This is a genomic window from Tropicimonas marinistellae (genome assembly GCF_001509585.1).
In the GTDB taxonomy this organism is placed as follows: domain Bacteria; phylum Pseudomonadota; class Alphaproteobacteria; order Rhodobacterales; family Rhodobacteraceae; genus Tropicimonas; species Tropicimonas marinistellae.
The window spans coordinates 259,042-280,929 of record NZ_LNCI01000007.1 but is presented as its reverse complement, the minus strand read 5'-3'; the positions used below and the strand labels follow the sequence as shown (position 1 = coordinate 280,929).

The 21,888-nt window shown below is 61.9% G+C and carries 21 protein-coding genes; 13 read left to right on the top strand and 8 right to left on the bottom strand.

Features of this window, described 5'->3' with window-relative positions:
- Window positions 1-9 precede the first annotated feature (9 nt).
- The 7 genes from ARC39_RS16540 to ARC39_RS16510 form a co-directional block, all read right to left on the bottom strand.
- The gene (locus ARC39_RS16540; RefSeq protein WP_149866456.1) at window positions 10-813 is read right to left on the bottom strand and encodes a DUF6635 family protein; all 804 of its coding nucleotides are present in this window, start codon (window positions 811-813) and stop codon (window positions 10-12) included.
- Window positions 814-2,286: 1,473 nt separating this feature from the next.
- The gene (speB, locus tag ARC39_RS16535; RefSeq protein ID WP_078059323.1) at window positions 2,287-3,276 is read right to left on the bottom strand and encodes an agmatinase; all 990 of its coding nucleotides are present in this window, start codon (window positions 3,274-3,276) and stop codon (window positions 2,287-2,289) included.
- Window positions 3,277-3,303: 27 nt separating this feature from the next.
- Window positions 3,304-4,032: an MBL fold metallo-hydrolase gene (locus ARC39_RS16530; RefSeq protein WP_068115939.1), complete on the bottom strand. Its 729-nt coding sequence runs from the start codon at window positions 4,030-4,032 to the stop codon at window positions 3,304-3,306.
- A complete protein-coding gene (locus ARC39_RS26510) occupies window positions 4,029-5,054 on the bottom strand; it encodes an ABC transporter ATP-binding protein (protein WP_068115938.1) in 1,026 nt (341 codons plus the stop codon). Before ARC39_RS26510 ends, ARC39_RS16530 begins: the two co-directional genes overlap by 4 nt.
- A complete protein-coding gene (locus ARC39_RS16520) occupies window positions 5,051-5,836 on the bottom strand; it encodes an ABC transporter permease (protein ID WP_201455764.1) in 786 nt (261 codons plus the stop codon). The genes ARC39_RS26510 and ARC39_RS16520 overlap by 4 nt, the downstream gene beginning before the upstream one ends.
- A complete protein-coding gene (locus ARC39_RS16515) occupies window positions 5,836-6,690 on the bottom strand; it encodes an ABC transporter permease (protein ID WP_068115936.1) in 855 nt (284 codons plus the stop codon). The genes ARC39_RS16520 and ARC39_RS16515 overlap by 1 nt, the downstream gene beginning before the upstream one ends.
- Window positions 6,691-6,697: 7 nt before the next feature.
- Window positions 6,698-7,756 carry an extracellular solute-binding protein gene (locus ARC39_RS16510; protein WP_068115935.1) on the bottom strand — a complete coding sequence of 353 codons (1,059 nt, stop codon included), beginning with the start codon at window positions 7,754-7,756 and terminating at the stop codon, window positions 6,698-6,700.
- 107 nt (window positions 7,757-7,863) lie between these two features.
- On the opposite strand from ARC39_RS16510, the gene ARC39_RS16505 reads away from it, so the two are divergent.
- Complete coding sequence (locus tag ARC39_RS16505; RefSeq protein WP_068115934.1) at window positions 7,864-8,493, top strand: TetR/AcrR family transcriptional regulator; 630 nt, start codon at window positions 7,864-7,866, stop codon at window positions 8,491-8,493.
- Window positions 8,494-8,693: 200 nt separating this feature from the next.
- The gene (locus tag ARC39_RS16500; RefSeq protein WP_149866455.1) at window positions 8,694-9,059 is read left to right on the top strand and encodes a hypothetical protein; all 366 of its coding nucleotides are present in this window, start codon (window positions 8,694-8,696) and stop codon (window positions 9,057-9,059) included.
- 429 nt (window positions 9,060-9,488) lie between these two features.
- Here the strand turns inward: ARC39_RS16500 and ARC39_RS16495 are convergent, their stop codons facing one another.
- Window positions 9,489-10,505 (bottom strand): ester cyclase, encoded by a 1,017-nt coding sequence (locus ARC39_RS16495; protein ID WP_068115932.1) that lies wholly within the window; start codon window positions 10,503-10,505, stop codon window positions 9,489-9,491.
- Window positions 10,506-10,621: 116 nt separating this feature from the next.
- On the opposite strand from ARC39_RS16495, the gene ARC39_RS16490 reads away from it, so the two are divergent.
- From ARC39_RS16490 to ARC39_RS16440, 11 genes are all read left to right on the top strand, one after another.
- Window positions 10,622-11,674, top strand: a complete 1,053-nt coding sequence (locus ARC39_RS16490) for an ABC transporter ATP-binding protein (RefSeq protein ID WP_068115931.1) — start codon at window positions 10,622-10,624, stop codon at window positions 11,672-11,674.
- Between the two features lie 98 nt (window positions 11,675-11,772).
- Window positions 11,773-13,014 (top strand): ABC transporter substrate-binding protein, encoded by a 1,242-nt coding sequence (locus ARC39_RS16485; protein ID WP_068115930.1) that lies wholly within the window; start codon window positions 11,773-11,775, stop codon window positions 13,012-13,014.
- 65 nt (window positions 13,015-13,079) lie between these two features.
- Window positions 13,080-14,111, top strand: a complete 1,032-nt coding sequence (locus ARC39_RS16480) for a carbohydrate ABC transporter permease (protein WP_068115929.1) — start codon at window positions 13,080-13,082, stop codon at window positions 14,109-14,111.
- Between the two features lie 10 nt (window positions 14,112-14,121).
- A complete protein-coding gene (locus ARC39_RS16475) occupies window positions 14,122-15,003 on the top strand; it encodes a carbohydrate ABC transporter permease (protein ID WP_068115928.1) in 882 nt (293 codons plus the stop codon).
- Window positions 15,000-16,091, top strand: coding sequence for an ester cyclase (locus ARC39_RS16470; protein ID WP_068115927.1), 1,092 nt, complete (start codon window positions 15,000-15,002; stop codon window positions 16,089-16,091). The genes ARC39_RS16475 and ARC39_RS16470 overlap by 4 nt, the downstream gene beginning before the upstream one ends.
- Window positions 16,088-16,612 carry an ester cyclase gene (locus ARC39_RS16465; RefSeq protein ID WP_068115926.1) on the top strand — a complete coding sequence of 175 codons (525 nt, stop codon included), beginning with the start codon at window positions 16,088-16,090 and terminating at the stop codon, window positions 16,610-16,612. The genes ARC39_RS16470 and ARC39_RS16465 overlap by 4 nt, the downstream gene beginning before the upstream one ends.
- Window positions 16,613-16,664: 52 nt before the next feature.
- Window positions 16,665-17,993, top strand: coding sequence for a histidinol dehydrogenase (hisD, locus tag ARC39_RS16460; RefSeq protein ID WP_068115925.1), 1,329 nt, complete (start codon window positions 16,665-16,667; stop codon window positions 17,991-17,993).
- Window positions 17,990-19,042, top strand: a complete 1,053-nt coding sequence (locus tag ARC39_RS16455) for an ester cyclase (protein WP_068115924.1) — start codon at window positions 17,990-17,992, stop codon at window positions 19,040-19,042. Before hisD ends, ARC39_RS16455 begins: the two co-directional genes overlap by 4 nt.
- A complete protein-coding gene (locus ARC39_RS16450) occupies window positions 19,042-19,806 on the top strand; it encodes an SDR family NAD(P)-dependent oxidoreductase (RefSeq protein WP_068115923.1) in 765 nt (254 codons plus the stop codon). Before ARC39_RS16455 ends, ARC39_RS16450 begins: the two co-directional genes overlap by 1 nt.
- A complete protein-coding gene (locus tag ARC39_RS16445; RefSeq protein ID WP_438273269.1) occupies window positions 19,806-20,834 on the top strand; it encodes a LacI family DNA-binding transcriptional regulator in 1,029 nt (342 codons plus the stop codon). The genes ARC39_RS16450 and ARC39_RS16445 overlap by 1 nt, the downstream gene beginning before the upstream one ends.
- Window positions 20,831-21,820, top strand: coding sequence for a nuclear transport factor 2 family protein (locus tag ARC39_RS16440; protein ID WP_068115922.1), 990 nt, complete (start codon window positions 20,831-20,833; stop codon window positions 21,818-21,820). The genes ARC39_RS16445 and ARC39_RS16440 overlap by 4 nt, the downstream gene beginning before the upstream one ends.
- Window positions 21,821-21,888 lie beyond the last annotated feature (68 nt).

Below are 21,888 nucleotides of genomic sequence, written 5' to 3'. Positions count from 1 at the left end.
CTCGCAACCTCATGGGCGTATCATCCGGAAAAGGCTCACCACCGCGTCGGTGACGTCTGCGACCCGCGCAATGGCGTGTTCGCGTGCCAGCACCGGCCCTGCCGCATCGTTGGCGGCGAGATCTTCCAACAAGCGCGCCAGGCGCTTTCGATGGATGCCAAGGCTCGCCTGAACGGGGTCGGCGATGATTCCGGCGAAGGTCGTGACAAACGAGGCAACCAACGCAAGCCCCACGCCAACCATGAGTACATAGCTCGCGGAACGTTCCGGCGGGAAGACCGCGTACCACAGATGCCCAAGGCTCTGGCCGAGCGGAAAACCCGCTACGGCCGAAGACTGCGTCATGTAGTCGGAGACGAACGGTGTCAGCGAGAGGATTCCAGGCGTCGGATTCCGGAACAGGAAGTACCCGAGTGTGAGGACAACCACTGTCGTGAAGATCTCCGCCACGGACGTCCGGACACTGGTATAGTCGCGCAACAGCCGCCTCTGGCGGTCGCTCAACGCTGCGCAATGCGGGGAACTCGGTGCTAGCAAATCGGTCTCGATCCTCTTCTCCACAGCGCGCGCGACCGCCGAGTGGAGAAAGATCGGCTGGCTCAGGAGCCAACGACTGGAACGGCGAAGCCCGACGGCAGCCAGCAACAGGGCGGTCAGTCGGGAACAAAGGAAGATCGGTGCGAGCATCACGTTGAGGGGCGCGGCAAGCAGGTCCCCTCCGAGGGCGGCCCGATGCAGCCGGAGCGTCCCTTGAACGCCGAAATTCTCCCGTACGAAGCCGTTCACTAACTCATGATCAACGCCGTTGCGCATTTCGTCCTGACCTGTTTGAGTTCCTCGATCAGCGAGCGACCGGATCGCATCAGTTGGGGTGGTGTGGCCACGAGAACCGGCATTCCATATCCGTGATCAAGACGCCATCAACCAAACCCGTTTCCATTCCGGATACAGTTTAATCGTAGCGCCACGGCGTTCCAAGACTGCGCGTTGATTAATCTGCGGGGCCAGTTCCCGAGTAGATCATTAATATCATTGAATATTTTTTCTTCGGGAGGCATGTGGGGGTCGATGAGTTCCGCGCGGCTCCGGAACTGTCTGCATGATGCCAGTACTCATCCTGACCGTCGCAGGGAAGCGGCAACCATCAGCATCCGCCACGGAAACGCCCTGGGACGACGACCTAAACGGCATCGTTCGAACCTTTGGGGAGCAGAGGGTGACGTGATGCTTCCAACTGTGCGCCGGTGGAAAGACGCTGTGCGAATGTCGTGCTTGCGAGCATCTAGAGCCGAGACACGGAGCATCTCGTCGCCCGCGCTGGTTGAAGAGGTGCAGGAAGAAAAGCCCGTGCGCCCCGCCAGCATCGTTTGCGAGGGCAGGTTGCCGATTGAACCGCCTTTTTCGGTCTTTCCGTTGTACCGGTGGAGGTGGTGTTCTTCACCGGAACCCAACGGCCACGTAGAAGTCGCGCGACGTCGCCGTCAATTGATCACCAATAGAACGCGCCGAACAATCGAACAGCTTTGTTGCTGGCAAGAAATCTGTGAGTGCATTTAGTTCTTACGAAGTGCGGGCTCGAGGCAATTCTGCAAACCGGACTGCCACAATCCGGCTCCGATTCTTCCACTTCAATGCCTTAATTGACTGGCATTACTCGTTACACACACACACACGACTACACACACTCACTCCAAAAGGGAACCTGAACACCAATACGTCCTAGTTCCAGCGGACACACGCATCAAAGTCCAAATCGGGGGTCGCATTTTGCGACCCCCTAGTTTTTCGTGCACACCCGCCGCGTTCAACCCAAAACCCTGTCAAACGCCCCACACCGACTTGCGCTTCAAAAATTGGACGCCTTACAACTCAGCGAACTCATTAAATCACATCAACTAATAGAACATTAGCATCCCTTATGGGTGTGGTCTAGCGCAGTCTCCGAAACAGTCTGTTGAATGGCCGTCGAACTGACATAGATCAATTTGGCGAAAGCGAATCGTCAAGAGCCCATGAAAAAGTATGGCGCAATGGCCGTCTCCACGTTGGCGACCCTGCGGTAGATCCAACACGAGATTCGCATTCAGTTTGCGATTAGACTTGATCGCCAATCCGTCCCGGCTGTGCTCGTCTCGGGTCAGCATCGGCCAGAGCCCCCTTTTTCCAAGGTCGGGACATGAACGTTGTCGCGGGACCAGACATGATTGGGATACACCGCACGGTGCCGAGCGCTCGATCGACCATCAAGCACGGCCGCCATTTCTGACAATGCTCACCGACAACCGGTCACTCGGAAGGCGCAACTCCTGTCGCCACCGCTGCCGCGCGTGTGCGCGCGGAAATACATGCACAAAGCATCTCGTAAAGGAAATTCGCCGCGATAACGGCAGTATTTCCGGTGGGATCATAGGGCGGGGAGACCTCGACGAGGTCGCCGCCGACCAGGTTGAGCCCGGCGCAGCCGCGGATGATCTCAAGCCCCTGCATCGTCGTCAGCCCGCCCACCTCGACGGTGCCGGTGCCCGGCGCGAAGGCCGGGTCGAGGCTGTCGATATCGTAGGAGAGATAGACCGGGGCATCGCCGATCTTCTTGTGGATCTCGGCCATGAGCGGGGCGAGCGATTTGTGCCAGCACTCCTCGGCCTGGATCACGGTCCAGCCCTGGGAGCGGCCCCAGTCGAAATCATAGGCGGCGTAGCCCGTGCCGCGCAGGCCGATCTGGAAGACCTTGTCGTTCAGCAGGCACCCCTCCTCCCAGGCGCGTCGGAAGGGGCAGCCATGGGCGGCGGTTTCGCCGAACATTTCCTCATTGGTGTCGGAATGGGCATCGACATGGATCAGCGCCACGGGCCCGTGTTTTTCCGCCATCGCGCGCAGGATCGGCCAGGTGAGCGTGTGATCGCCGCCCAGCGTGAGCGGCAGCGCGCCGTGGGAGAGGACCTCGCGGTAGTGGCCGGCGATGATCTCGACCGATTTCTTCAGGTCGAAGAGATTGATCGGCACGTCGCCGATATCGGCCACTTGTAGATGTTCGAACGGGGCGGCGCCGGTGGCCATGTTATAGGGGCGGATCATGCGGCTCTCGTCGCGGATCTGGCGCGGGCCGAGCCGGGTGCCGGGGCGGTTCGAGGTGCCGATATCCATCGGGATGCCAAGGAAGCAGACATCGAGCCCCTCTGCCGTCTCCTGGCTCGGCAGGCGCATCATGGTGGCCGGCCCGCCGGTGCGGGGCATGGCATTGCCGCTGAGCGGCTGGTTGAATTTGCTGTCGCTCATGAGGCGATCCTTTCGTGTCGGTCGGGCTCAGAGGCCCTTTTCCCGGAGCCAGCCGGTAATGATCTCGGTCAGTCTTTGGCCGGAGAAGGAGGGGAAATGGCCGCCATGCACGATGCGGACCGGCAGGCGAGCCAGTCGCTGCATGGAGCGGATATAGTCGGCGGCATCCGCATGGTAGGTGTCTTCGATCAGCGGCCCGTCATAGACGATATCGCCCGCGATCAGGATGCCGGTCGCGGCCTCCCAGAGCGCGATGCCGCCCGGGGAATGGCCGGGCGTGTGGATCACCTCGAAACGGCGGTCGCCAAGGTCGATCGCATCGCCGTCTTCGAGGATGCGGGTGGCCGGCGCGCCCTTCACCGCATAGCGGGTGGAGGAATAGGGCACATCCGGCAGCGCGTCGAAGATCTCGTCGGTCACGTAAGGGTCGGCCAGCGTGTTGGCGCGGGTGGGCCGGGCCAGGATCTCGGCCTCGCATCGGTGGCAGAGCCGGTCGGGGAATTCGTGGTGGCAGCCGATATGGTCGAAATGGGTGTGGCTGGCCACCGCGTCGAGCGGGCGTTCGGAGACCAGCGGCACCCATTCGCGCAGCGAGACCACGCCCATGCCGCTATCGACCATCATATCCCGGTCGCGACCGCGCACATGCCAGATATTGCAGCGGTAGAATTCCTGGATATGCGGCTCGTCGATCCAGGTGAGCCCGTCGCCGACATGGCGCAGGCGGTACCAGTCCTTGGGCGGGATGCGGCTCATGCGGCGGCCTCGGGGAGGATGATGGGGTTGCGGGCGAAAAGCTCGACCTCGGCGCCGATTTCGGGATGCGCGCCCTGCGGCAGATGGGCGATGAGGCGCAGCTCCGGCGCGGCGAGCGGGGTGAAGTGGCAGCGGTGATGGGAGCCGAAAAAGGCGGCCTCGGAGAGCCGTGCGCGGCCGAGGGAGAAATCTCCCTCAAGGCCGATATCCTCCGGGCGCAGGCAGAGCGCGCCGGTCTGCGGCGCGAGCGCCAGCGGGCCGAGGGGGGAAGCGAGGCCAGAGCCCTCGGGCGTGACGGGCAGGCGGTTCATCTCGCCCATGAAACCCGCGGCAAAGAGCGTGCGCGGGCTGAGATAGACCTCCTCCGGCGTGCCGCATTGCTCGATCCGGCCGTGATTCATCACCACGATGCGGTCGGCCACGGCCATCGCCTCCTCCTGGTCATGGGTGACATGGATGAAGGTGGTGCCGACACGGCGCTGGATTTCCTTGAGCTCAAGCTGCATCTGCCGGCGGAGCTTGAGATCGAGCGCACCGAGGGGTTCGTCGAGCAGCAGCACATCGGGCGAGACGGCGAGCGCGCGGGCGAGCGCCACGCGCTGCCGCTGGCCGCCGGAAAGCTCATGCGGGCGGCGGGCCGCCTTGTCGGCCAACCCGACCATGTCGAGCATTTCCAGCGCCTTCTCCCGCCGCTCCCGGCGCCCCACGCCGCGCATGCGTAGGCCGAAGCCGACATTGGCCTCCAGCGACATATGCGGGAAGAGCGCGTAATCCTGGAACATTGTCGTTGTCGGGCGGTCCTTGGGCGCCACCAACGTCATGTCCTCGCCGCCGATCAGCACCCGGCCTTCGCTTGGCGAGAGGAAACCGCCGACAATTGAGAGAAGCGTGGTCTTGCCACAGCCCGAGGGGCCGAGCAGGACGATGAACTCCCCGGCGGCGATTTGGAGGTCGACCGTGTGCAGCGCGGTGAAATCGCCGAAGCGGTGCTCGACGGACCAGATTCGGACATCGGCAGTCATTTGCGGGCCTTTCGGAAGATAGATAGTTCGAGCGTGACGACGATCAGGACGGAGACCAGGAAGACCAGCGAGCCCACGGCATTGGTCTCGGGCGAGAGGCCGGAGCGCAGCATGGACCAGATCTCCACCGGGAGCGTCACGTCGAAGCGGGTCAGCAGGAAGGCGATGATGAATTCGTCCCAGCTGAAGGTGAAGGCGAGGAAGTAGGCGGCGGCCAGCGAGGGCGCGAGCATCGGGGCTGCGACATAGAGCAGGACCTGCCATTCGGCGGCGCCGAGATCGCGCGCGGCGCGCAGGGCGTTGCGCTGATGGGCGCCGATGGCGGCATAGATGATCGCGAAGCAGAGCGGCAGGTTGATCACCACATGGCCGATGCCGGTGGCCAGTAGCGAGGGCCGCAGGCCAATCTGGTTGAACATCTGCAGAAGGCCAAGCGCGATGATCAGGTAGCTCACCGTCATCGGCGCGATGAGCAGCCCGCGCATCAGCACTGAGCCCGGAAGCAGCACGCGGGCAAGGCCGGAGGCGGCGAGAAAGCCCAGCAGCAGCGAGACGAAGGCGGAGAGCGCGGCGACCAGCAGCGAATTGCCGAGCGCTTCCATCATCGCGCGGTCCGAGAGCACCTTGGCGTACCAGTCGAGCGTCGCGCCCTTGAAGGGCGGCACCGGCAGACGGCCGTCCTGGAAGGAAAAGACGACGAGCGTGATCACCGGCAGCAGGATGAAGGTGAACATCGCTGCCAGATAGATCCAGGCGAGGGGGGAGCCGAGACGCGGGCGCATCAGACGCGGTCCATCTTCAGCCAGCGGGCGCAGCCGGCATAGGCCAGCGTGACCATTGCCATCAGCACCACCGACAGCGCCGAGGCCATCGGGTAATCGCCGCGCCGGCCGAGCTGGAGCATGATGAGCTGGGGCAGGGTGAGTTCGTTATTTCCACCGAGGATCTGTGGCGTGATGTAATCGCCGATGCAGAGCACGAAGGTGAGAAAGGCCCCGGTCACCACGCCCGGCAGGGTCAACGGCAGGATGACGAGGCGGATCACCTGCCAGCGCGATGCGCCGAGATCCTCTGCAGCGCGGGCGTAATTGGGCGAGAGTTGCACGAGGTTGGAATAGATCGTCAGCGTCAGCAGCATGACAAAGAAATGGGTGAAGCCGATCACGGTCGCTGTACGGGTGGCCATGATCTGGACCGGTTCGGACAGGATATGCAGGCCGACCAGTGTGTTCATTACGATGCCCTTTTCCCCCAGCACCAGCGCCCAGGAATAGGAGCGCACGACATAGGAGGTCCAGAACGGCAGGACGGCCAGCAGAAGCGCCAGCCGCTGCCATTTCGCCGGCACGCGGGTCGCGATGATCCAGGCCAGCGGCCAGGCGAGCAGGACCGACAGGATCGTGACGATGGCGGTAATCTCCAGCGAGACGAAGATCGCGCGCGTAAGCGGCGGCTCAGTGAAGATGCGGATGTAATTGCCGAAGTCCGGGCCGGGCACGATCTCCCGCCCGACCATCTTCGCCGTGCTCATCGCCACCATGGCGGCAAACGGCAGCACGAAGAAGGCGACTGCCCAAAGAAGGGCCGGGGCGACGAGTGCCGCCCCATGCCGCTTTTCCTGTCGTTCGAGGCTCATTTCCGGTTCAGTTCTGAAGCATCTCGGTCCAGAGATCCTGCATCGCCGCGTCGGTCTCGGCGTCTGGTACCGGGTAGAGTTGCGCGCGAGCGAGGTAATCTGCCTGATCGTCCCAGCGAAGAATGGCCTTCTCGTCGTCGCTCAGCACATCGGCCGCGGCGGCATTGGCGGGCATGCCCCAGTAGCACGAGGAGGTGGCGAGCCGCGCCTGTCCGTCGGGCGAGGTGATGTAGCGGATAAATTCCTGCGCCAGTTCCTCTCGCTCGGTGCCGGCGACGACGCCGATCGATTGCGCCCAAAGGAGCCCGCCCTCGGCCGGGATCGTCCAGTCGAGATCGGCGTTTTCGGCATTCAGCACCGCGGTCAGCCACTCACCTCCGCCGATCAGAATGTCCACCTCGCCGGTGGCCAGCGCGGTCTGGCTGGCGACAACGTCAGAGACCTGTCGGGAGGCCGCTTTCAGAGCCATCAGCGGTTCCTTGATGGTTTCCAGCGCCGCGGTATCAAGACCGGCGGTGTCGATGCCCGCTTGCAGCCCCACGAGGCCGAGTACCGGCAGGTAGTAGTCGTAGATGGCGATTTTGCCGTCATACTTGCCGGACCACAGCGCGCCAAGGCTCTCCATGTCGGCCGGATCGACGGCGGCCTTATTGTAGGCGAGCGTGTTGTAGCCGAACTTCTCGGTCACGGCGTATGTCACGCCATCGACGCTGTTGTGATCTTCCATCACGAGGTCGGGGAAGTAGGAAGAGGTGTCGACCGTGCCTTCGGGCAGCGGCGCCAGGAAACCCGCCGCGGCAACGCGCCCGACGTCAACCGCATCGACCACGAGCACATCCCAATCCCCGGGGCGCGATTGCTCCAGAATGGTGACGCCGGCGGCGGTGCCTTCATATTCCTTGACGTTTACGCGCACATCATGGGCCTCCTCGAACGGGGCCAAAAGTGCCGGATCCGCGTGGTCGCACCAGATCAAGGCATTGAGCTCGCCAGCGGCCTGCAGGCTGGTCGTCGAAAGCAGCAGCGCCGCGGCGGCACCGAGAGGAGCGAAGAGTTGTGTCGGCATGGTGTTCCCTGTCTTCAGTTTGTCATTGTTCAGATGCCAATCAGCTTGACGCGGCAAAATATGAAATCAATACTATTTTGTAGTCACTAAAGTTTTTTTGAGGCGGGATGGCGGGACTTCGGCAAAGAAAAAAGGCAGCTGCACAAAAAAGGATCATTGATTGTGCGGCGCTGATGTTTCGAGAGCAAGGCTACGAGGCGACTCGGATCGAGGACATCGCCGAGGCGGCGGAACTGTCGGTGACGACCTTCTACAATTACTTCGGTTCCAAGGCGGATATGCTGCTGGCAACCGTGGTGGCAGAAACGGAAACGGTGATTGCAGCGGTGGACGATGTGATTGGGGCCGAGCACAGGTGCCTGCAAACGGCCTTCGCGGCAATTGCAAAGGTCTATTTCACCCTATCGTTCCAGTACACGTCACGCGAGATGTGGAGGATGGCAGTGGCCCGGACGATGCTCGACCCAGAGGCAGAGTTCAGCCGCCGCTATATCGATATAGATCAACAGCTTAGTGATCAGTTCTGCATGTTCCTTGCACAGATGCAGAAACGTGACCTGCTGCGTGCAGGTGTCGAAACCGAACCCTTCGGTCGTTTGCTGTTCAACAATGTGAACCTGAATTTCCTCGAATTCATGCGGAGTCCGGAGCTTGACGCCTCAGCTGTCCGCGCAAAGGTCGTTGCTGAAAGCGCGCCGGTTTTCGCCCTCATCGAGACCCGGAACGCTGCGCACTAGGCCCGGGCCATCGGCACCGTGGTTCAAACCCGAAATCCACTCGTCCGCATGACGACGCCGCGCGCGCAACATGCCCGTCACGGCCAACCGGAATCCGGTCGCGGCGCAGTCCGATGGCGAGGCTGGTCTGCGGAAACAGGACGGCTGGTCCGGATACACCCGAACGATCGCGACAGTTTCATTCGCGTGCGGCGGGAGGGATGGTCGAAAATATCCCTCAATGCATCGTTATCTCGCAGATTTCAGCAGAGCCGGTAGAACGTCACTCGCTGTCTGAGAGGGGAGAACATGTGCCACGATTTCCCGAATCGCTTGGATCGTTCGCCAAGACCTTCGCCGAACATGCGCCGGGGTTGCTTCAGACCGCGAGCCGAAGGGTCGGTGAACCGAACATCAAGACACGTTTCCAACCCTACGTCTGGAGCGAGAGTCCGCCGCGAACAGCGGTCAAAATCACCTGCACCGCGGTCGTTGGGTGGTGTTTCAGTTTGAATTTTCAGGTCGACGCTTTTTTGCCGGGCCGCGATTCCTGGGTGAACGCGACCGCGCGCCGATCGGCCCGATGATCCACTCCACGTCGCGCAACGTGCGGCTGATGCCAGTGGAAAGGCTTGATCAGGTCTTGCAGAGTCATTTCTGCGATGACCGGATGTGACCTCACGCATTCCTCCGACGGAAAAGGTTATGGCACGGTTTACGTTTCTCAGTGCCGGGTGATCGTTGGACAAACCGCCCACAGAGCGGGCCACCAACTCGGCCCGACAGAAAAGAGGCGGACGTCGCCACCCGCCCGTGATCACGCCCGTGTTGTTTCGGCTACCAACTGGCGGCGCTCAGGCGGCTTTCGCGCGAGCAGATGCTGCCGGTTTCTACACCGTGTTGATCTTTGTAGTGGTGTTCTTCTTCATCTCGTCGCCAGCGTCTGGCGCCGGATTTTCCGTGCGGGATAAGTCGTAGATCGATCCGCCCATTGAAATGGGGCTGAACAACGCGTCTTACGAATGATCGACTCGGCCGTTCTGAGTGCCCATTCGAGCGAGTACATCAAGACCTTGCTGCTTCCAGAAGTGCAGAAGGTCGATGAAAATCCAGTTCTCGGCAAGCTTGTCCCCGGCGCGACGATAGATGTCGATCACGCGGAACTCCCCGGGCTTTGCGGTGGCCGGCATCCCCATGAAACCACCCGTAGGACGGGCGGTGAAGTTGGGCCATCCAAAGAACCCGCCATAGTGGCCCTCGGCCAGTCGCGCGACGTGGCGGGTTTTCGAACGCTCGGTGAACCCGGCCCGAAACGGTTCAGAATGCTGCCTGGCGTATCGCTCGATCGTGTAAGTGGACCCGATCCCGGCCGGACCCCACCAGATCATGTCGTCGTGCCAAGTTCGCGCCAGTTCCTCCTCAAGTGGAAGGTCCAAGTCCCACTGCCCCAGATCCGAGATCATTGCATTTATCGCCGCAAGCGTGGCCTTGCCCTCCGACACCGGCTGCGAGTCAAAGAGCAGCCCGTCATGAGTCATCGGTCCGGGCTGGACCAGATGTGCAGCGGTTTGCGGCGGAAAGGGCTGGAGCCCGGCCTGCATCATCAGGTGCGGGATGTCGAAGTACATTGCCGTTTCAGCGATCTTGCCGTCCTCGATCCGGTGGAAGCTGCAATAGCGCAGGAATGCCATCTTGCCGGTCGATGGGATGCCCAGCCACGGAGCATCAAACAGCCCCATGAGATGCCCCATGGAGACGACCCAGACGCTTTGGAAACCATCGATTTCGTTGCGGCCGGCAAAGAAGATGTCGTCGCGCCGCTGCAGGCGGGTCAGGCTGCTCTTTAGTGGCTTCCAGAATCGCTCTGATATCGCCTCCGCCCCATGCAATTCGCCGAATGGATGGTACCCGCGCCAAAGGATTCGCGGGCCTGTGAAACTCGCGATGATTCCGGTGACTGCGGCGCTCTCGGCCGTATCCAGCGCAGCGTGGAACGCACGAACTACACCTTTTTCCTTCTTAAAATCAGCCATCTGACGGATCTCCTCGAGGAATATTTGCATAGGTATGCAAAAATTCTTGCCAGATTGTCGCAAGCGCGTCTACCCTTGTTGAAAGCGTATGCAAGAGCGCACGGGGAGATTGCCGCATGGCCGAGATCCAGCTTCGAAACATATCAAAACGCTGGGGCAGCTTTGTCGGCGTCGACAACTTCGACCTGACAATTCCGGACCGGGAGTTCCTGGTTCTGCTAGGCCCATCGGGCTGCGGCAAGACCACAACAATGCGAATGATTGCCGGGCTGGAGGATCCGACCGAGGGCGACATTCTGGTCGATGGTAAACGGGTCAACGAGCTCGAACCCAAGGACCGTGACGTGGCCATGGTGTTCCAGAGTTACGCGCTCTACCCGAACATGAACGTCTACGACAATATCCGCTTTCCTCTGAAGGTGCGCGGAATTGATCCCAAAAGTCACGACGAGAAGGTGCGGCGCGCCTCGGCGATGGTCGAGCTGGATGACTTCCTGCATCGCAAGCCTGCCGAACTCTCCGGCGGTCAACGTCAACGTGTGGCACTTGCTCGTGCCATCGTGCGGGAGCCGAATGTGTTCCTTATGGACGAACCGCTCTCCAACCTCGATGCCAAGTTGCGAGTGTCGACGCGCGCCCAGATCAAGAACCTGAGCCACGAGTTGCAGGTCACCACCGTCTACGTGACCCATGACCAGATCGAAGCGATGACGCTGGCCGACCGCGTGGTGGTCATGAAAAAGGGCGTGGTGCAGCAGGTCGGCACGCCGACCGACATCTATGACACCCCCGCCAACACTTTTGTTGCCAGCTTCATCGGCAATCCGGCGATGAACCTGATGGATGGCGAACTCAAGGGCGGCACATTCCACGCCGAACATGTGGAGATCGCGGGATTCAACGCGCCCGACGGCAAAGTGATCTTGGGTTTTCGAGCAGAAGACGCCGGGCTTGGCGATGCCGATCACCACGAAATCACGGCGCCGATCTACACGCTGGAACTTCTGGGCGATGCCACGATGGTAACGGTCCGGATCGGTCGCGAACTGGTCGCTGTGCGCGGGCCCAAGGATTTCCGGGCCGAGATCGATGATCAGGTGTCGCTCTCCGTTCCGAAAGAGATCTGCCATCTGTTCGACGGCGAAACCGGACAGAGAATTGAGGCGTGAGATCGCGAGATACCTCCGGCGCAAGGCCGGCCGGAGGAACAACCTGGATGCGCGATTGCAAGGCGCATCCTCGATCAGAAAGAAACAGGGAGAATGATATGCTTCTGAAGAATGCCACCATCGCGGGCGCGCTTGTCGGGTTGATGGGTTCAGCCGCCTTTGCCGCGGAATGTGGCCCGGAAGGCCAGTCGATCCGCGTCCTTGGCAGCGACTTTCCGGCGATCCAGGCGGTCACGGCGACCGCCGAGGCGAACTGTGGCGGCGCGGCGAACGAGTTCACCATCACACTGCGCGACGACACGCGCGACATGATGAATCAAGCCCAGACGCCGAACCCCGCACAATACACGTCTGTCATCGTTGCGAACTCGACGCTCACACAACAGATGAATGACGGGCTTGTGCGCCCGCTTGACGATCTGATCGAGAAATACGGCGCAAGCCTGAAGCCCAACCAACTCATCACGGTCGATGGCAAGGTGATGGCCGTCGCGTTCATGGCCAATTCGCAGCACCTCTACGCGCGCTCCGATATCCTCGAACAAGCCGGTGTCGACGGCATTCCGGCGACCGTCGAGGAGGTTGTAGCGGCCGCCGAGAAAATCCGCGCCGCTGGAATCATGGAGCACCCGATCGTGATGAATGCGAGCGGGTGGAACATGGGCGAGCTGTTCAACCTGTTCTATTTCGCGCATGGTGGCGAGCTATTCAAACCCGGCACCGCCGACCCGAACGTCAACAACGAAACCGGTGTTGCAGCACTCAACTCGATCAAGTCTCTGACCGAGTATGCCCACCCCGATTACCTGAGCCATGCGTCGAACGAAACCCAGGGCCTCTGGGAAGCCGGTCAGGCCGCGCTTGGGATCATGTGGGGCTCGCGTGGCGGCGACATTCTCGACGATCAGGGCTCCAGCCCGGAGGTGACCGGGTCGACGGTACTCGCCTCCGCGCCGACAGTGGCCGGCGGTTCCATCCCAGCGGCGACCTTGTGGTGGGACGGTATCACCATCGCTCAGAACATTTCGGATGAGGAGGCCGAGGCGACCTTTGCAGCTTTGGCAGGGGCGCTCACCGCTGACATGGTTGCAGAACACAACGATGACGCGATCTGGCTGATCGAGGGTTTCAAGCCTGGTCCCGCAGCGGAAGGCGTCGCAGCGACGGCTCAAGGAGGGGCGAAGATTTACCCGATGATCCCCTACATCAATCTGATGCACAACGCGGCGAGCGCCGAACTGGCCGACTTCCTCAAGGGAGACGAAACGGCAGAACAGACGTTGGCGGACATTGAAGCGGCCTACGTCACCTCGGCAAAGGAAGCCGGATTCCTTCAGTAAAGCCCTCCCGGGGGCTTGCATCGCAGGCCCCCGGCACCTCGATCCCAGATCCGAGACCCTGAGCGATGAAACACCGTACCTTCTTCTGGTTTATCCTGCCGACGCTATCCGCGATGGTGCTTTTCATCGCACTGCCTATCGTCTCGGTTGCCGTTCAGTCGCTCTATATCGAGCACGAGCAAGTGCTTGTCGTCACCGAAAGCTGTGGCCCCTTTGGCTGCGATGAGACGACTACGATAGACACCGAGGCCACTGCAGCGCTCCGATCCGAGCAGCCGTTGGGGCGTTTCAACGGGCTTGGCACCTATACCAACCGCGCGCATCTGGCGTTCTCCGAAATCGGCGAGGCTTGGCGGACGACCGAGAGTCTCGGTGACTTCTTCAACGAACTGCTCAACCTGCCGTTCTACTGGGCGCTCGCATTCACACTGACCTACACTTTCGTGGTGACACCATTCGTGATTGTCCTGGGCCTTGCCATCGCGGTCGGGGTGAACAACCTGCCTCGGCTGTTCAAGGGACCGACGATCTTCATCTCGCTCCTGCCCATGATCGTGACGCCGCTAGTCGGCGCGCTCATCCTGTTCTGGATGGTGGATGCGGATGGCGTCATCGGCGCCTTGCTGCAAAGACTCTTCAACGATCCGAGCCTCAGTCTCAAGGCCACCACCTCGCTCAACTGGGTGATGCTGATCGTATACGGCATTTGGTCATCGCTCCCGTTTAGTTTCATCGTCTTCTACGCCGGGCTTCAGACCGTGCCGCATGACACGATGGAAGCGGCGATGATCGACGGCGCCACAAAGTGGCAGCGCATGATCCACGTGGTTGTACCGCACCTCATGCCGCTGGTTGTTTTCATCACGCTGATCCAGCTGATGGACAATTTCAGGGTCTTCGAGCCGATCATCTCCTTCCAGGCCGAGGCGCATGCGCGCTCTCTCAGTTGGATCATCTACAACGACCTCATTGCGGCCGGGAACCCACTCTACGGCTCCGCTGGTGCGACTTCCCTGCTGACGATCATTGGGGTGGCATTCCTGCTGACGCCGGTGCTGATCCGCACGTGGCGCGACTTCAACCGCAAATCCGTCTGAGGGGAAGATCATGGCGACCAAGGCACAATCCCGGATCACCCCGCTTACGATCCTTTCGGTGGCATTCGTGATCATTTGGGTGATCATCGCCTCCTTTCCCTTCCTCTGGACGGCCTGGGGATCGTTCAAGGTGCAGGGCGACTTCTTCTCGAAGGCGGACTGGACGAACGCGCTCATCGGCACCAACACGATTGCCGAGACCGGCAGCGCCTTCACCACTGCTGGCTACTACGGCGCCTGGGTGCAGGAGGAATTCTGGCGGGCCGTTTTGAACACTTCCATCGTCGTCTTTTTCACGGTCACGATCTCGCTGACCTTCGGCACGCTCGGTGGCTACGCACTGGCGCGATCAGGCTACAAATACGCCTTCTGGCTTCTGATGGCGGCGCTCGTTTTCCGAGCAATGCCGCATATCACACTTGTCTCGGGCTACCTGCTGCCGTTCTTCGAATGGAACATTTGGGGGATTCTGCCGACGACGATCATCGTCCTGGTGGCGATCAACCAGCCATTCACGCTGTGGATGCTGCACTCCTTCTTTCTGAACATCCCCAAGGATCTGGATGAAAGCGCCATGGTCGATGGCTGCACGCGGTTCCAGGCCTTCCGCCATGTCATCATTCCGGTGATGTGGCCCGGTGTGATCACCACCGGCCTTTTCAGCTTTCTGCTGGCCTACAACGACTTCACCGTCACTCGGATGCTGCTCAGCCAGGAGAACGAGACCATGATCCCCAAGATCGCCAGTTTCCTGGGCTCCACACAGGTGCAGGGCAACGTGATGTTCGCTGTTGCTGCGGTTGTCTCGGCCACGGTGCCGCTGATTGTGTTGATCATCTTCTTCCAGCGCCAGATCGTCAGCGGCCTGACCGCGGGAGCGGTGAAGGGGTGAGCGACAGTTCCGTGAACCCTGCGATGACTCCCGAAGGATTGTCGCAACGCGCAGCGGCGGACGCTCGGTCGTCGATCCATGACGCCAACAAGGCCTTGATTGCGCAGCTGCGGGCGGCATTCATGGCCTGTGACGCGGTACGGCTCCAGCAGGCAATCTTCGCGCTTTTCGCGCCCGACGCGAAGATCCGGCTTGGCCACCCGTTTCAGGACGTGGCCGGGCCCGAAGACCTCTGGGAACGGGTCTATGCGCCGCTTCTGCGGGCCATGCCCGACATGGAACGCCGGGACTTCATTGTCATGGCTGGGCCGCGTTGGGGCGAAGGAAAGAGCGGAAACTGGGTCGGGCTGGGAGGCAATCTCGTCGGGACACTGGTGCAGAGTTGGCTCGGGATTCCGGCCGCTGGCGCGGCGGTTTTCATGCGGTATCAGGAATACCTTCGCATCGAGGGTGGCCGCGTGGTCGAGATGGAAGGCCTCTGGGATATCCCCCAGGTCATGCTTCAGGCCGGTGCCTGGCCGATGGCGCCGCAACTGGGCGTGGAATGGATGTGCCCGGGCCCTGTGGATGGCATGGGCGTGATCACCGCGCCTTTCGACGCAGCGCTGGCTGATGCTTCCGTTCGACGGGTCTGGGACATGCTGCACGATCTGAAGCAGGGCACCGCCGTGTCGCCGGGCCACGGGCTCACCGGATACTGGCACGATCATGCCCTCTGGTACGGGCCGACCGGGCTCGGCACCGCGCGCGGACATGACGCCATCGCGAACCGCATCTTCCGTCAATTCCGGGAGGGCCTGTCAGAGAACACCCGCCATCTCGACGAAAGTGTTTTTTTCGGCGACCGGAATTTCGTTGCATTCACCGGCTGGCCTTCGGCAACGGCACTTCATTCGGGCGACGGCTTTCTCGGCCTCGCCCCAACCGGGCGCCGGATCACTCGGCGCAGCCTCGATTTCTGGCGTATCGAGAACGGTCGCGTGCGCGAATGCTGGGTAATGGTCGACATGCTCGACCTCTACCGACAACTCGGCGTCGACGTGTTCGCGCGGATGGCAGCATTGACCGACACGAAGGAGGCCGCATGAAAGGTTCCCGCCCCGAGCAGGCCGTTTTGAGCCGCGATACGGACATGAGCAAGACCGAGGAGACCCGCGCGGTGATCGAATCCATGGTGGATGGGCTCAACGACCACCGCATTGCCGACATCGGCGAGTTCTTCGCTGAGAATTTCCGCTGGTTGGGCAATGCCGGCTGCGGCACCAAGCGCGGGCTCAAGGAGTTCCAGGACAACTGGCAACGGCCCTTCCAAGCGGCCTTTTCCGAGAAGTCGTGCATCGACGAAGCGCGCCTCTACATGGGCGAATGGGCGGCCGCCTTCGGCCGGCAAGAGGCCACGCACTCCGGCACATTCATGGGCGTGGCGCCGACCGGTAAGCGAGTCGAGATCCGCTACATGGACTTCTGGAAGGTCGTTGACGGCAAGATCGTGGACAACTGGGTAACGGTGGATTTTCCGCATGTGCTCGCCCAACTCGGCGTCGACGTCTTCAACGGCGAAGGCTGGGAGGCCTACGACCGAGGCGAACGCACGCCGCCACGGTCGTAGTGAATATCCGGGGAGCCTCAAACAGGCCGCCCCGATTAATCGAGGATGTAACATGACGATCGAGTATCTCAAGCGTGGCAAGCCCGAAGCCGAGCGCGCAGAAGATGATGCGAAGACCCGCGCCGTGGTCGAAGCAACCCTGAAGGACATCGAGACGCGTGGCGATGCGGCAGTACGCGAACTCAGCAATAAGTTCGATGGCTACAGTCCGGCTTCCTTCCGCCTCACCCAGGCGGAGATTGACGCGCTGATCGGCCAGCTGTCCGAACGGGAACTCGCCGACATCAGGTTTGCCCAGGAGCAAGTGAAGAACTTCGCACAGGCCCAGCGGGACTCGATGCTCGACGTCGAGTTGGAAACTCTTCCGGGTGTCATACTGGGGCACAAGAACATTCCCGTTCAATCGGTGGGTTGCTATGTGCCTGCTGGCAAGTTCCCGATGGTCGCCTCGGCCCACATGTCGGTTGCCACTGCGGCGGTGGCCGGGGTGCCCCGGATCGTCGCCTGCACGCCGCCCTTCCAGGGCAAACCGAACCCCGGCGTGATCGCGGCAATGCACCTGGGCGGCGCGCACGAGATCTACGTGCTCGGCGGCATACAGGCGATCGGCGCGATGGCGATCGGTACAGAGACGATCGAACCTGTGCACATGCTTGTGGGCCCGGGTAATGCCTTCGTGGCTGAGGCCAAACGACAGCTTTTTGGCCGGGTGGGGATCGACCTCTTCGCCGGCCCGACCGAGACAATGGTCATCGCGGACGAAACGGTGGACGCGGAGCTCTGCGCCACCGATCTCCTCGGTCAGGCCGAGCACGGGTACAATTCTCCCGCGGTGCTCGTCACGACCTCCCGAAAGCTGGCCGAGGAAACCCTGTCGGAGATCAGCAGGATCCTGAAAATCCTGCCGACTGCCACCACTGCGTCGGTGAGCTGGAACGACTACGGAGAGGTAATCCTCTGTGAGAGCCACGAGGAAATGCTGGAGGTGGCCAATGACATCGCCTCCGAGCACGTGCAGGTCATGACGGATCGTGACGATTGGTTCCTTGAAAACATGACCAGTTACGGCGCGCTTTTCCTCGGCCCGCGCACAAACGTTGCCAATGGTGACAAGGTGATCGGCACCAATCACACTCTGCCGACCAAGAAGGCGGGCCGTTACACCGGTGGGCTTTGGGTTGGTAAGTTCTTGAAAACCCACAGCTACCAGAAGGTAACGACCGACGAGGCTGCGACGCTGATCGGCGAATACGGCTCACGCCTGTGCATGTTGGAGGGCTTTGTGGGCCATGCCGAGCAATGCAACATCCGAGTCCGTCGCTACGGCGGAATCAATGTTCCCTACGGCGAAGGCGCACCGTACCGCGAGGCGGCGGAATGAGCGACGTCCACACCGCCAACAAGGCCGTACTCGCCCCGCTCCGGGCGGCGATGTACGACTTCGGTGAGGCCGGAGTCCGGGCTGCTCTTGACACGGTTCTGGCTCCGGATGCCCTCGTGCACATGTGCCACCCTTTCGGCGACGTGACAGGTCCGGAGGCGCTTTACGACACCTGCTATGCGCCTCTGTTCGCCTCGCTGCCCGACCTCGAGCGCCGCGACTACATCGTTGTGGCCGGGCCGGATGAGTTCGGCGCCGACTGGGTGGGCTGCGGTGGCTACTACACCGGGGTTTTTGTCGCGCCGTGGATCGATATCCCGCCGACCGGCCATCAGGTTCACATGCGGTTCCACGAGTTCTACCGGGTGGTTGACGGCATGGTTGTCGAGATCCAGTCGCTCTGGGACATTCCGGAGATGATGATGCAGGCAAACGCCTGGCCGATGGCGCCGAGCCTCGGGCGGGAATGGCACGTGCCGGGGCCAGCAACGCTCGACGGGATCGTTCCGGGCCCGTGGGACGAAGGGAAGTCCCGCGCCAGCCAGCTGCATATCATCGACATGCTGAACCATCTCAAGAAGCATCCCTCGCAGGGCGGGCCGGACGTGATGGAGATGAACCGGTTCTGGCACGAGCGGATGAACTGGTACGGGCCCTCGGGTATCGGCACGGGGCGCGGCATCGCCGGGTTCCGCAACTGGCACCAGATCCCTTTCCTGAATGGCATGCCGGACCGTGGACAGTACGTAGACGACATCACCTATCACTTTTTCGGCGATGGCGACTACGCCGCCGTGACCGGCTGGCCGAACATGATCCAAACCGTCACCCATGACGGTTGGATGGGCATTGCGCCGGCGGGGCAGCGGATCACCATGCGGAGTCTCGACTTTTGGCGGTTGGAGAACGGCAAGATCCGAGAGAATTGGGTGATGGTCGATATCCTCGACGCGTACCGCCAGCTTGGCGTCGACGTTTTCCATCGCCTGCGCGAGTTCAACAAGGCGCGCGTGCCGGGCTCCATTCCATTCCCGGTGGGCGAAGCCTGATGGCGCTGCCGCGGACACCGTCGTTCCGTCTCGATGGCCGGACAGCGCTGGTGACCGGCGCCTCGTCGGGTATCGGACTTGGCTGTGCCGTGGCGCTGGCCGAGGCTGGCGCGCACGTCGTCTGTGCAGCGCGCGGCGCGGCGCGCCTGAACGACGCCGTGGCCGAGATGGCGGCCGCCGGGTTCTCGGTTGAACCGCTCACCCTCGATATTGCGAACACCGATGCGATCGCGGTCGAGTTCCAAGCGCGAGCTGCGTTCGACGTTGTCGTCAATTCCGCCGGTCTGGCCCGACACTCAGCAGCCCTTGAGAGTACAGCCGAGGATTACGATGCGGTCATGGGCATCAATCTGCGCGCCGCGCATTTCCTCTCAGTGGAATCAGCGCGGGCAATGAGGGCAGCGGGTAGAAAAGGGTCGATTATTCACATCTCAAGCCAAATGGGTCACGTGGGCGGGATTGACCGGTCGGTCTATGCAGCCTCCAAGCACGGGCTGGAGGGCATGGTGAAGGCAATGGCGATCGAATGGGGGCCGTTGGGAATACGGATCAACACGATCTGCCCAACGTTCATCCGCACGCCGCTGGGCGCACAGACCCTGGCCATCCCGGAGCGCCGGGCCTGGATCGAGGACAAGATCAAGCTCGGCCGCGTGGGAGAGATCGAGGACGTGATGGGTGGGGTGGTCTACCTGGCCTCGGACGCCTCGGCGCTGGTGACCGGCTCGGCGCTGATGATCGACGGGGGCTGGACGGCGGACTGATGGCGGAACGGGTCACGGCACAAATGGTTGCGGAGCGGGCTGGCGTTAGCCAGTCGGCGGTTAGTCGCGTGTTTACGCCAGGCGCCTCGGCCTCTCCCAAGACCGTCGAAAAGGTACGGAAGGCCGCCAGCGAGCTTGGGTACCGGCCGAACGTCCTTGCCCGTGCCATGGTTTCCGGTCGCTCGCGCATGATCGGGCTCGTCGTGGCCTATCTGGATAACCAGTTCTACCCGGAGGCACTGGAGAAGTTGTCCAACGCACTGCAGGCGGCGGGGTACCACGTTCTGGTCTTCATGGCATCTCAGAAAGCTGGGAACATCAATTCGGTGGTCGAGGAGATCCTCGACTACCAGGTCGACGGGATTATCATGGCCTCGGTGGCGCTGTCGTCAGATCTCACCTCGCGCTGCCAGGCGGCTGGCGTGCCAGTGGTGCTGTTCAACCGCTATCAAGACCTGGAAGGCACCAGCGCCGTAACGTCGGACAACCGCGCGGGCGCGCGGCTGATTGGCGAGTTCCTCGTCGCTGGCGGGCACGAACGCATAGGGTACATCGCCGGCTGGGAGGGGGCCTCGACCCAGCGTGACCGCGAGGCGGGCTTCCGGGAAGCGCTCTCGGAGGCGGGGCGCGAGATCCACAGCCGTGAAGTCGGCGATTTCAGCACCGATCGTACATTCGCTGCAGCGCGCCAGATGTTCGACCGCCCGGCCGAGCAGCGCCCGGACGCCGTCTTCGTGGCAAACGACCACATGGCATTGATCGTAATGGATGTGCTGCGCTACGAACTTGGCCTTTCGGTGCCCGGCGATGTCTCGGTCGTCGGCTATGACGATGTCCCGACCGCCGGTTGGCTGGCCTATCGGCTCACGACCGTTCGGCAACGGGCCAACCTCATGGTCGAGGAAACCGTGAAGGCGCTGCTTGAAAGCATCGACTCCCCTGAAACCGCAAGACCCCGGCATGTGACCATAGAGGCGCCCCTGATTGTGCGCGCATCGGCCCGTGTGCCCGAAGGATGGACGACATGAAAGGCTTCGACCCCAAGTTCCGGGATTTCCCCGACTATATCATCGGCATCACCAAGGAGATCTGGGAAGACCGCGGCATCGCCACGTTGCACGATTACTATGCGCCCGAGATCGTTGTGCGGTCTCCGGCCTCGGTGGTGGTGGGCAACGAGAACGTTATCGGCGCAACCATGGCGACGCTGGCCGAGTTCCCTGACCGCACCCTTCTGGGCGAGGACGTGATCTGGTCCGGAACACCCGATGTGGGCATGCTGTCATCGCACCGTTTGCTCTCGACGGCGACACATCTGGGCGATGGCGTTTACGGAAAGGCCACGGGGACCAAGCTCACCTACCGCATACTTGCCGACTGCCATGCGATCGACAATGCCATCAATGATGAATGGCTGATCCGCGACCAGGGCGCGATAGTGCGCCAGATGGGATGGGCCCCGAAGAAGTATGCCGCCGGTCTGATAGAGAACGAGGGCGGGCCGGAGGCCTGCGTGAAGCCACTGACCCCGTCGACCGACATCGTCGGACCCTACGCGGGGCGCGGAAACGACAACGAATGGGGCGTTCGTTATGCCGACATCCTGACCCGGATCATGGGTGCGGACATGCGCGTGATCGAGGCCGAGTACGACCGCGCCGTACAGGCCGAGTATCCGGGTGGCGTGACGGGCCATTCCTTCTCGGCGGTGGATCGCTTCTGGATGGGGCTCCGGGCTTCCTTTCCCAACGCGACCTTCGCGATCCATCACCAGATTGGTCGGCACGACCCGATGATGCCGCCACGCGCGGCGATCCGCTGGAGCCTTCACGGCAAACACGACGGCTGGGGCGTCTTCGGCACGCCGACAGGGGCGGATGTCTATGTGCTCGGCATCTCCCATGCCGAATTCGGTTTGCTCGGCACGGCAGAGCCGAAGTTGCGCCGAGAATGGACGCTCTTCGATGAAACCTCCATCTGGAAGCAGATCCTGCTGCAAACCGGCGAGTACTGAGCGGTGCGCGGGAGAAGGACATCACTCGACGGGAGCGAAGCGGCACGGCGCTTTCACGCGCATCGCGC

Coding starts and splice junctions, on each gene's coding strand:
- ARC39_RS16540 (WP_149866456.1), bottom strand. CDS start 813: ATGCGCAACGGCGTTGATCATGAGTTAGTGAACGGCTTCGTACGGGAG.
- speB (WP_078059323.1), bottom strand. CDS start 3,276: ATGAGCGACAGCAAATTCAACCAGCCGCTCAGCGGCAATGCCATGCCC.
- ARC39_RS16530 (WP_068115939.1), bottom strand. CDS start 4,032: ATGAGCCGCATCCCGCCCAAGGACTGGTACCGCCTGCGCCATGTCGGC.
- ARC39_RS26510 (WP_068115938.1), bottom strand. CDS start 5,054: ATGACTGCCGATGTCCGAATCTGGTCCGTCGAGCACCGCTTCGGCGAT.
- ARC39_RS16520 (WP_201455764.1), bottom strand. CDS start 5,836: ATGCGCCCGCGTCTCGGCTCCCCCCTCGCCTGGATCTATCTGGCAGCG.
- ARC39_RS16515 (WP_068115936.1), bottom strand. CDS start 6,690: ATGAGCCTCGAACGACAGGAAAAGCGGCATGGGGCGGCACTCGTCGCC.
- ARC39_RS16510 (WP_068115935.1), bottom strand. CDS start 7,756: ATGCCGACACAACTCTTCGCTCCTCTCGGTGCCGCCGCGGCGCTGCTG.
- ARC39_RS16505 (WP_068115934.1), top strand. CDS start 7,864: ATGGCGGGACTTCGGCAAAGAAAAAAGGCAGCTGCACAAAAAAGGATC.
- ARC39_RS16500 (WP_149866455.1), top strand. CDS start 8,694: ATGGTCGAAAATATCCCTCAATGCATCGTTATCTCGCAGATTTCAGCA.
- ARC39_RS16495 (WP_068115932.1), bottom strand. CDS start 10,505: ATGGCTGATTTTAAGAAGGAAAAAGGTGTAGTTCGTGCGTTCCACGCT.
- ARC39_RS16490 (WP_068115931.1), top strand. CDS start 10,622: ATGGCCGAGATCCAGCTTCGAAACATATCAAAACGCTGGGGCAGCTTT.
- ARC39_RS16485 (WP_068115930.1), top strand. CDS start 11,773: ATGCTTCTGAAGAATGCCACCATCGCGGGCGCGCTTGTCGGGTTGATG.
- ARC39_RS16480 (WP_068115929.1), top strand. CDS start 13,080: ATGAAACACCGTACCTTCTTCTGGTTTATCCTGCCGACGCTATCCGCG.
- ARC39_RS16475 (WP_068115928.1), top strand. CDS start 14,122: ATGGCGACCAAGGCACAATCCCGGATCACCCCGCTTACGATCCTTTCG.
- ARC39_RS16465 (WP_068115926.1), top strand. CDS start 16,088: ATGAAAGGTTCCCGCCCCGAGCAGGCCGTTTTGAGCCGCGATACGGAC.
- hisD (WP_068115925.1), top strand. CDS start 16,665: ATGACGATCGAGTATCTCAAGCGTGGCAAGCCCGAAGCCGAGCGCGCA.
- ARC39_RS16455 (WP_068115924.1), top strand. CDS start 17,990: ATGAGCGACGTCCACACCGCCAACAAGGCCGTACTCGCCCCGCTCCGG.
- ARC39_RS16450 (WP_068115923.1), top strand. CDS start 19,042: ATGGCGCTGCCGCGGACACCGTCGTTCCGTCTCGATGGCCGGACAGCG.
- ARC39_RS16445 (WP_438273269.1), top strand. CDS start 19,806: ATGGCGGAACGGGTCACGGCACAAATGGTTGCGGAGCGGGCTGGCGTT.
- ARC39_RS16440 (WP_068115922.1), top strand. CDS start 20,831: ATGAAAGGCTTCGACCCCAAGTTCCGGGATTTCCCCGACTATATCATC.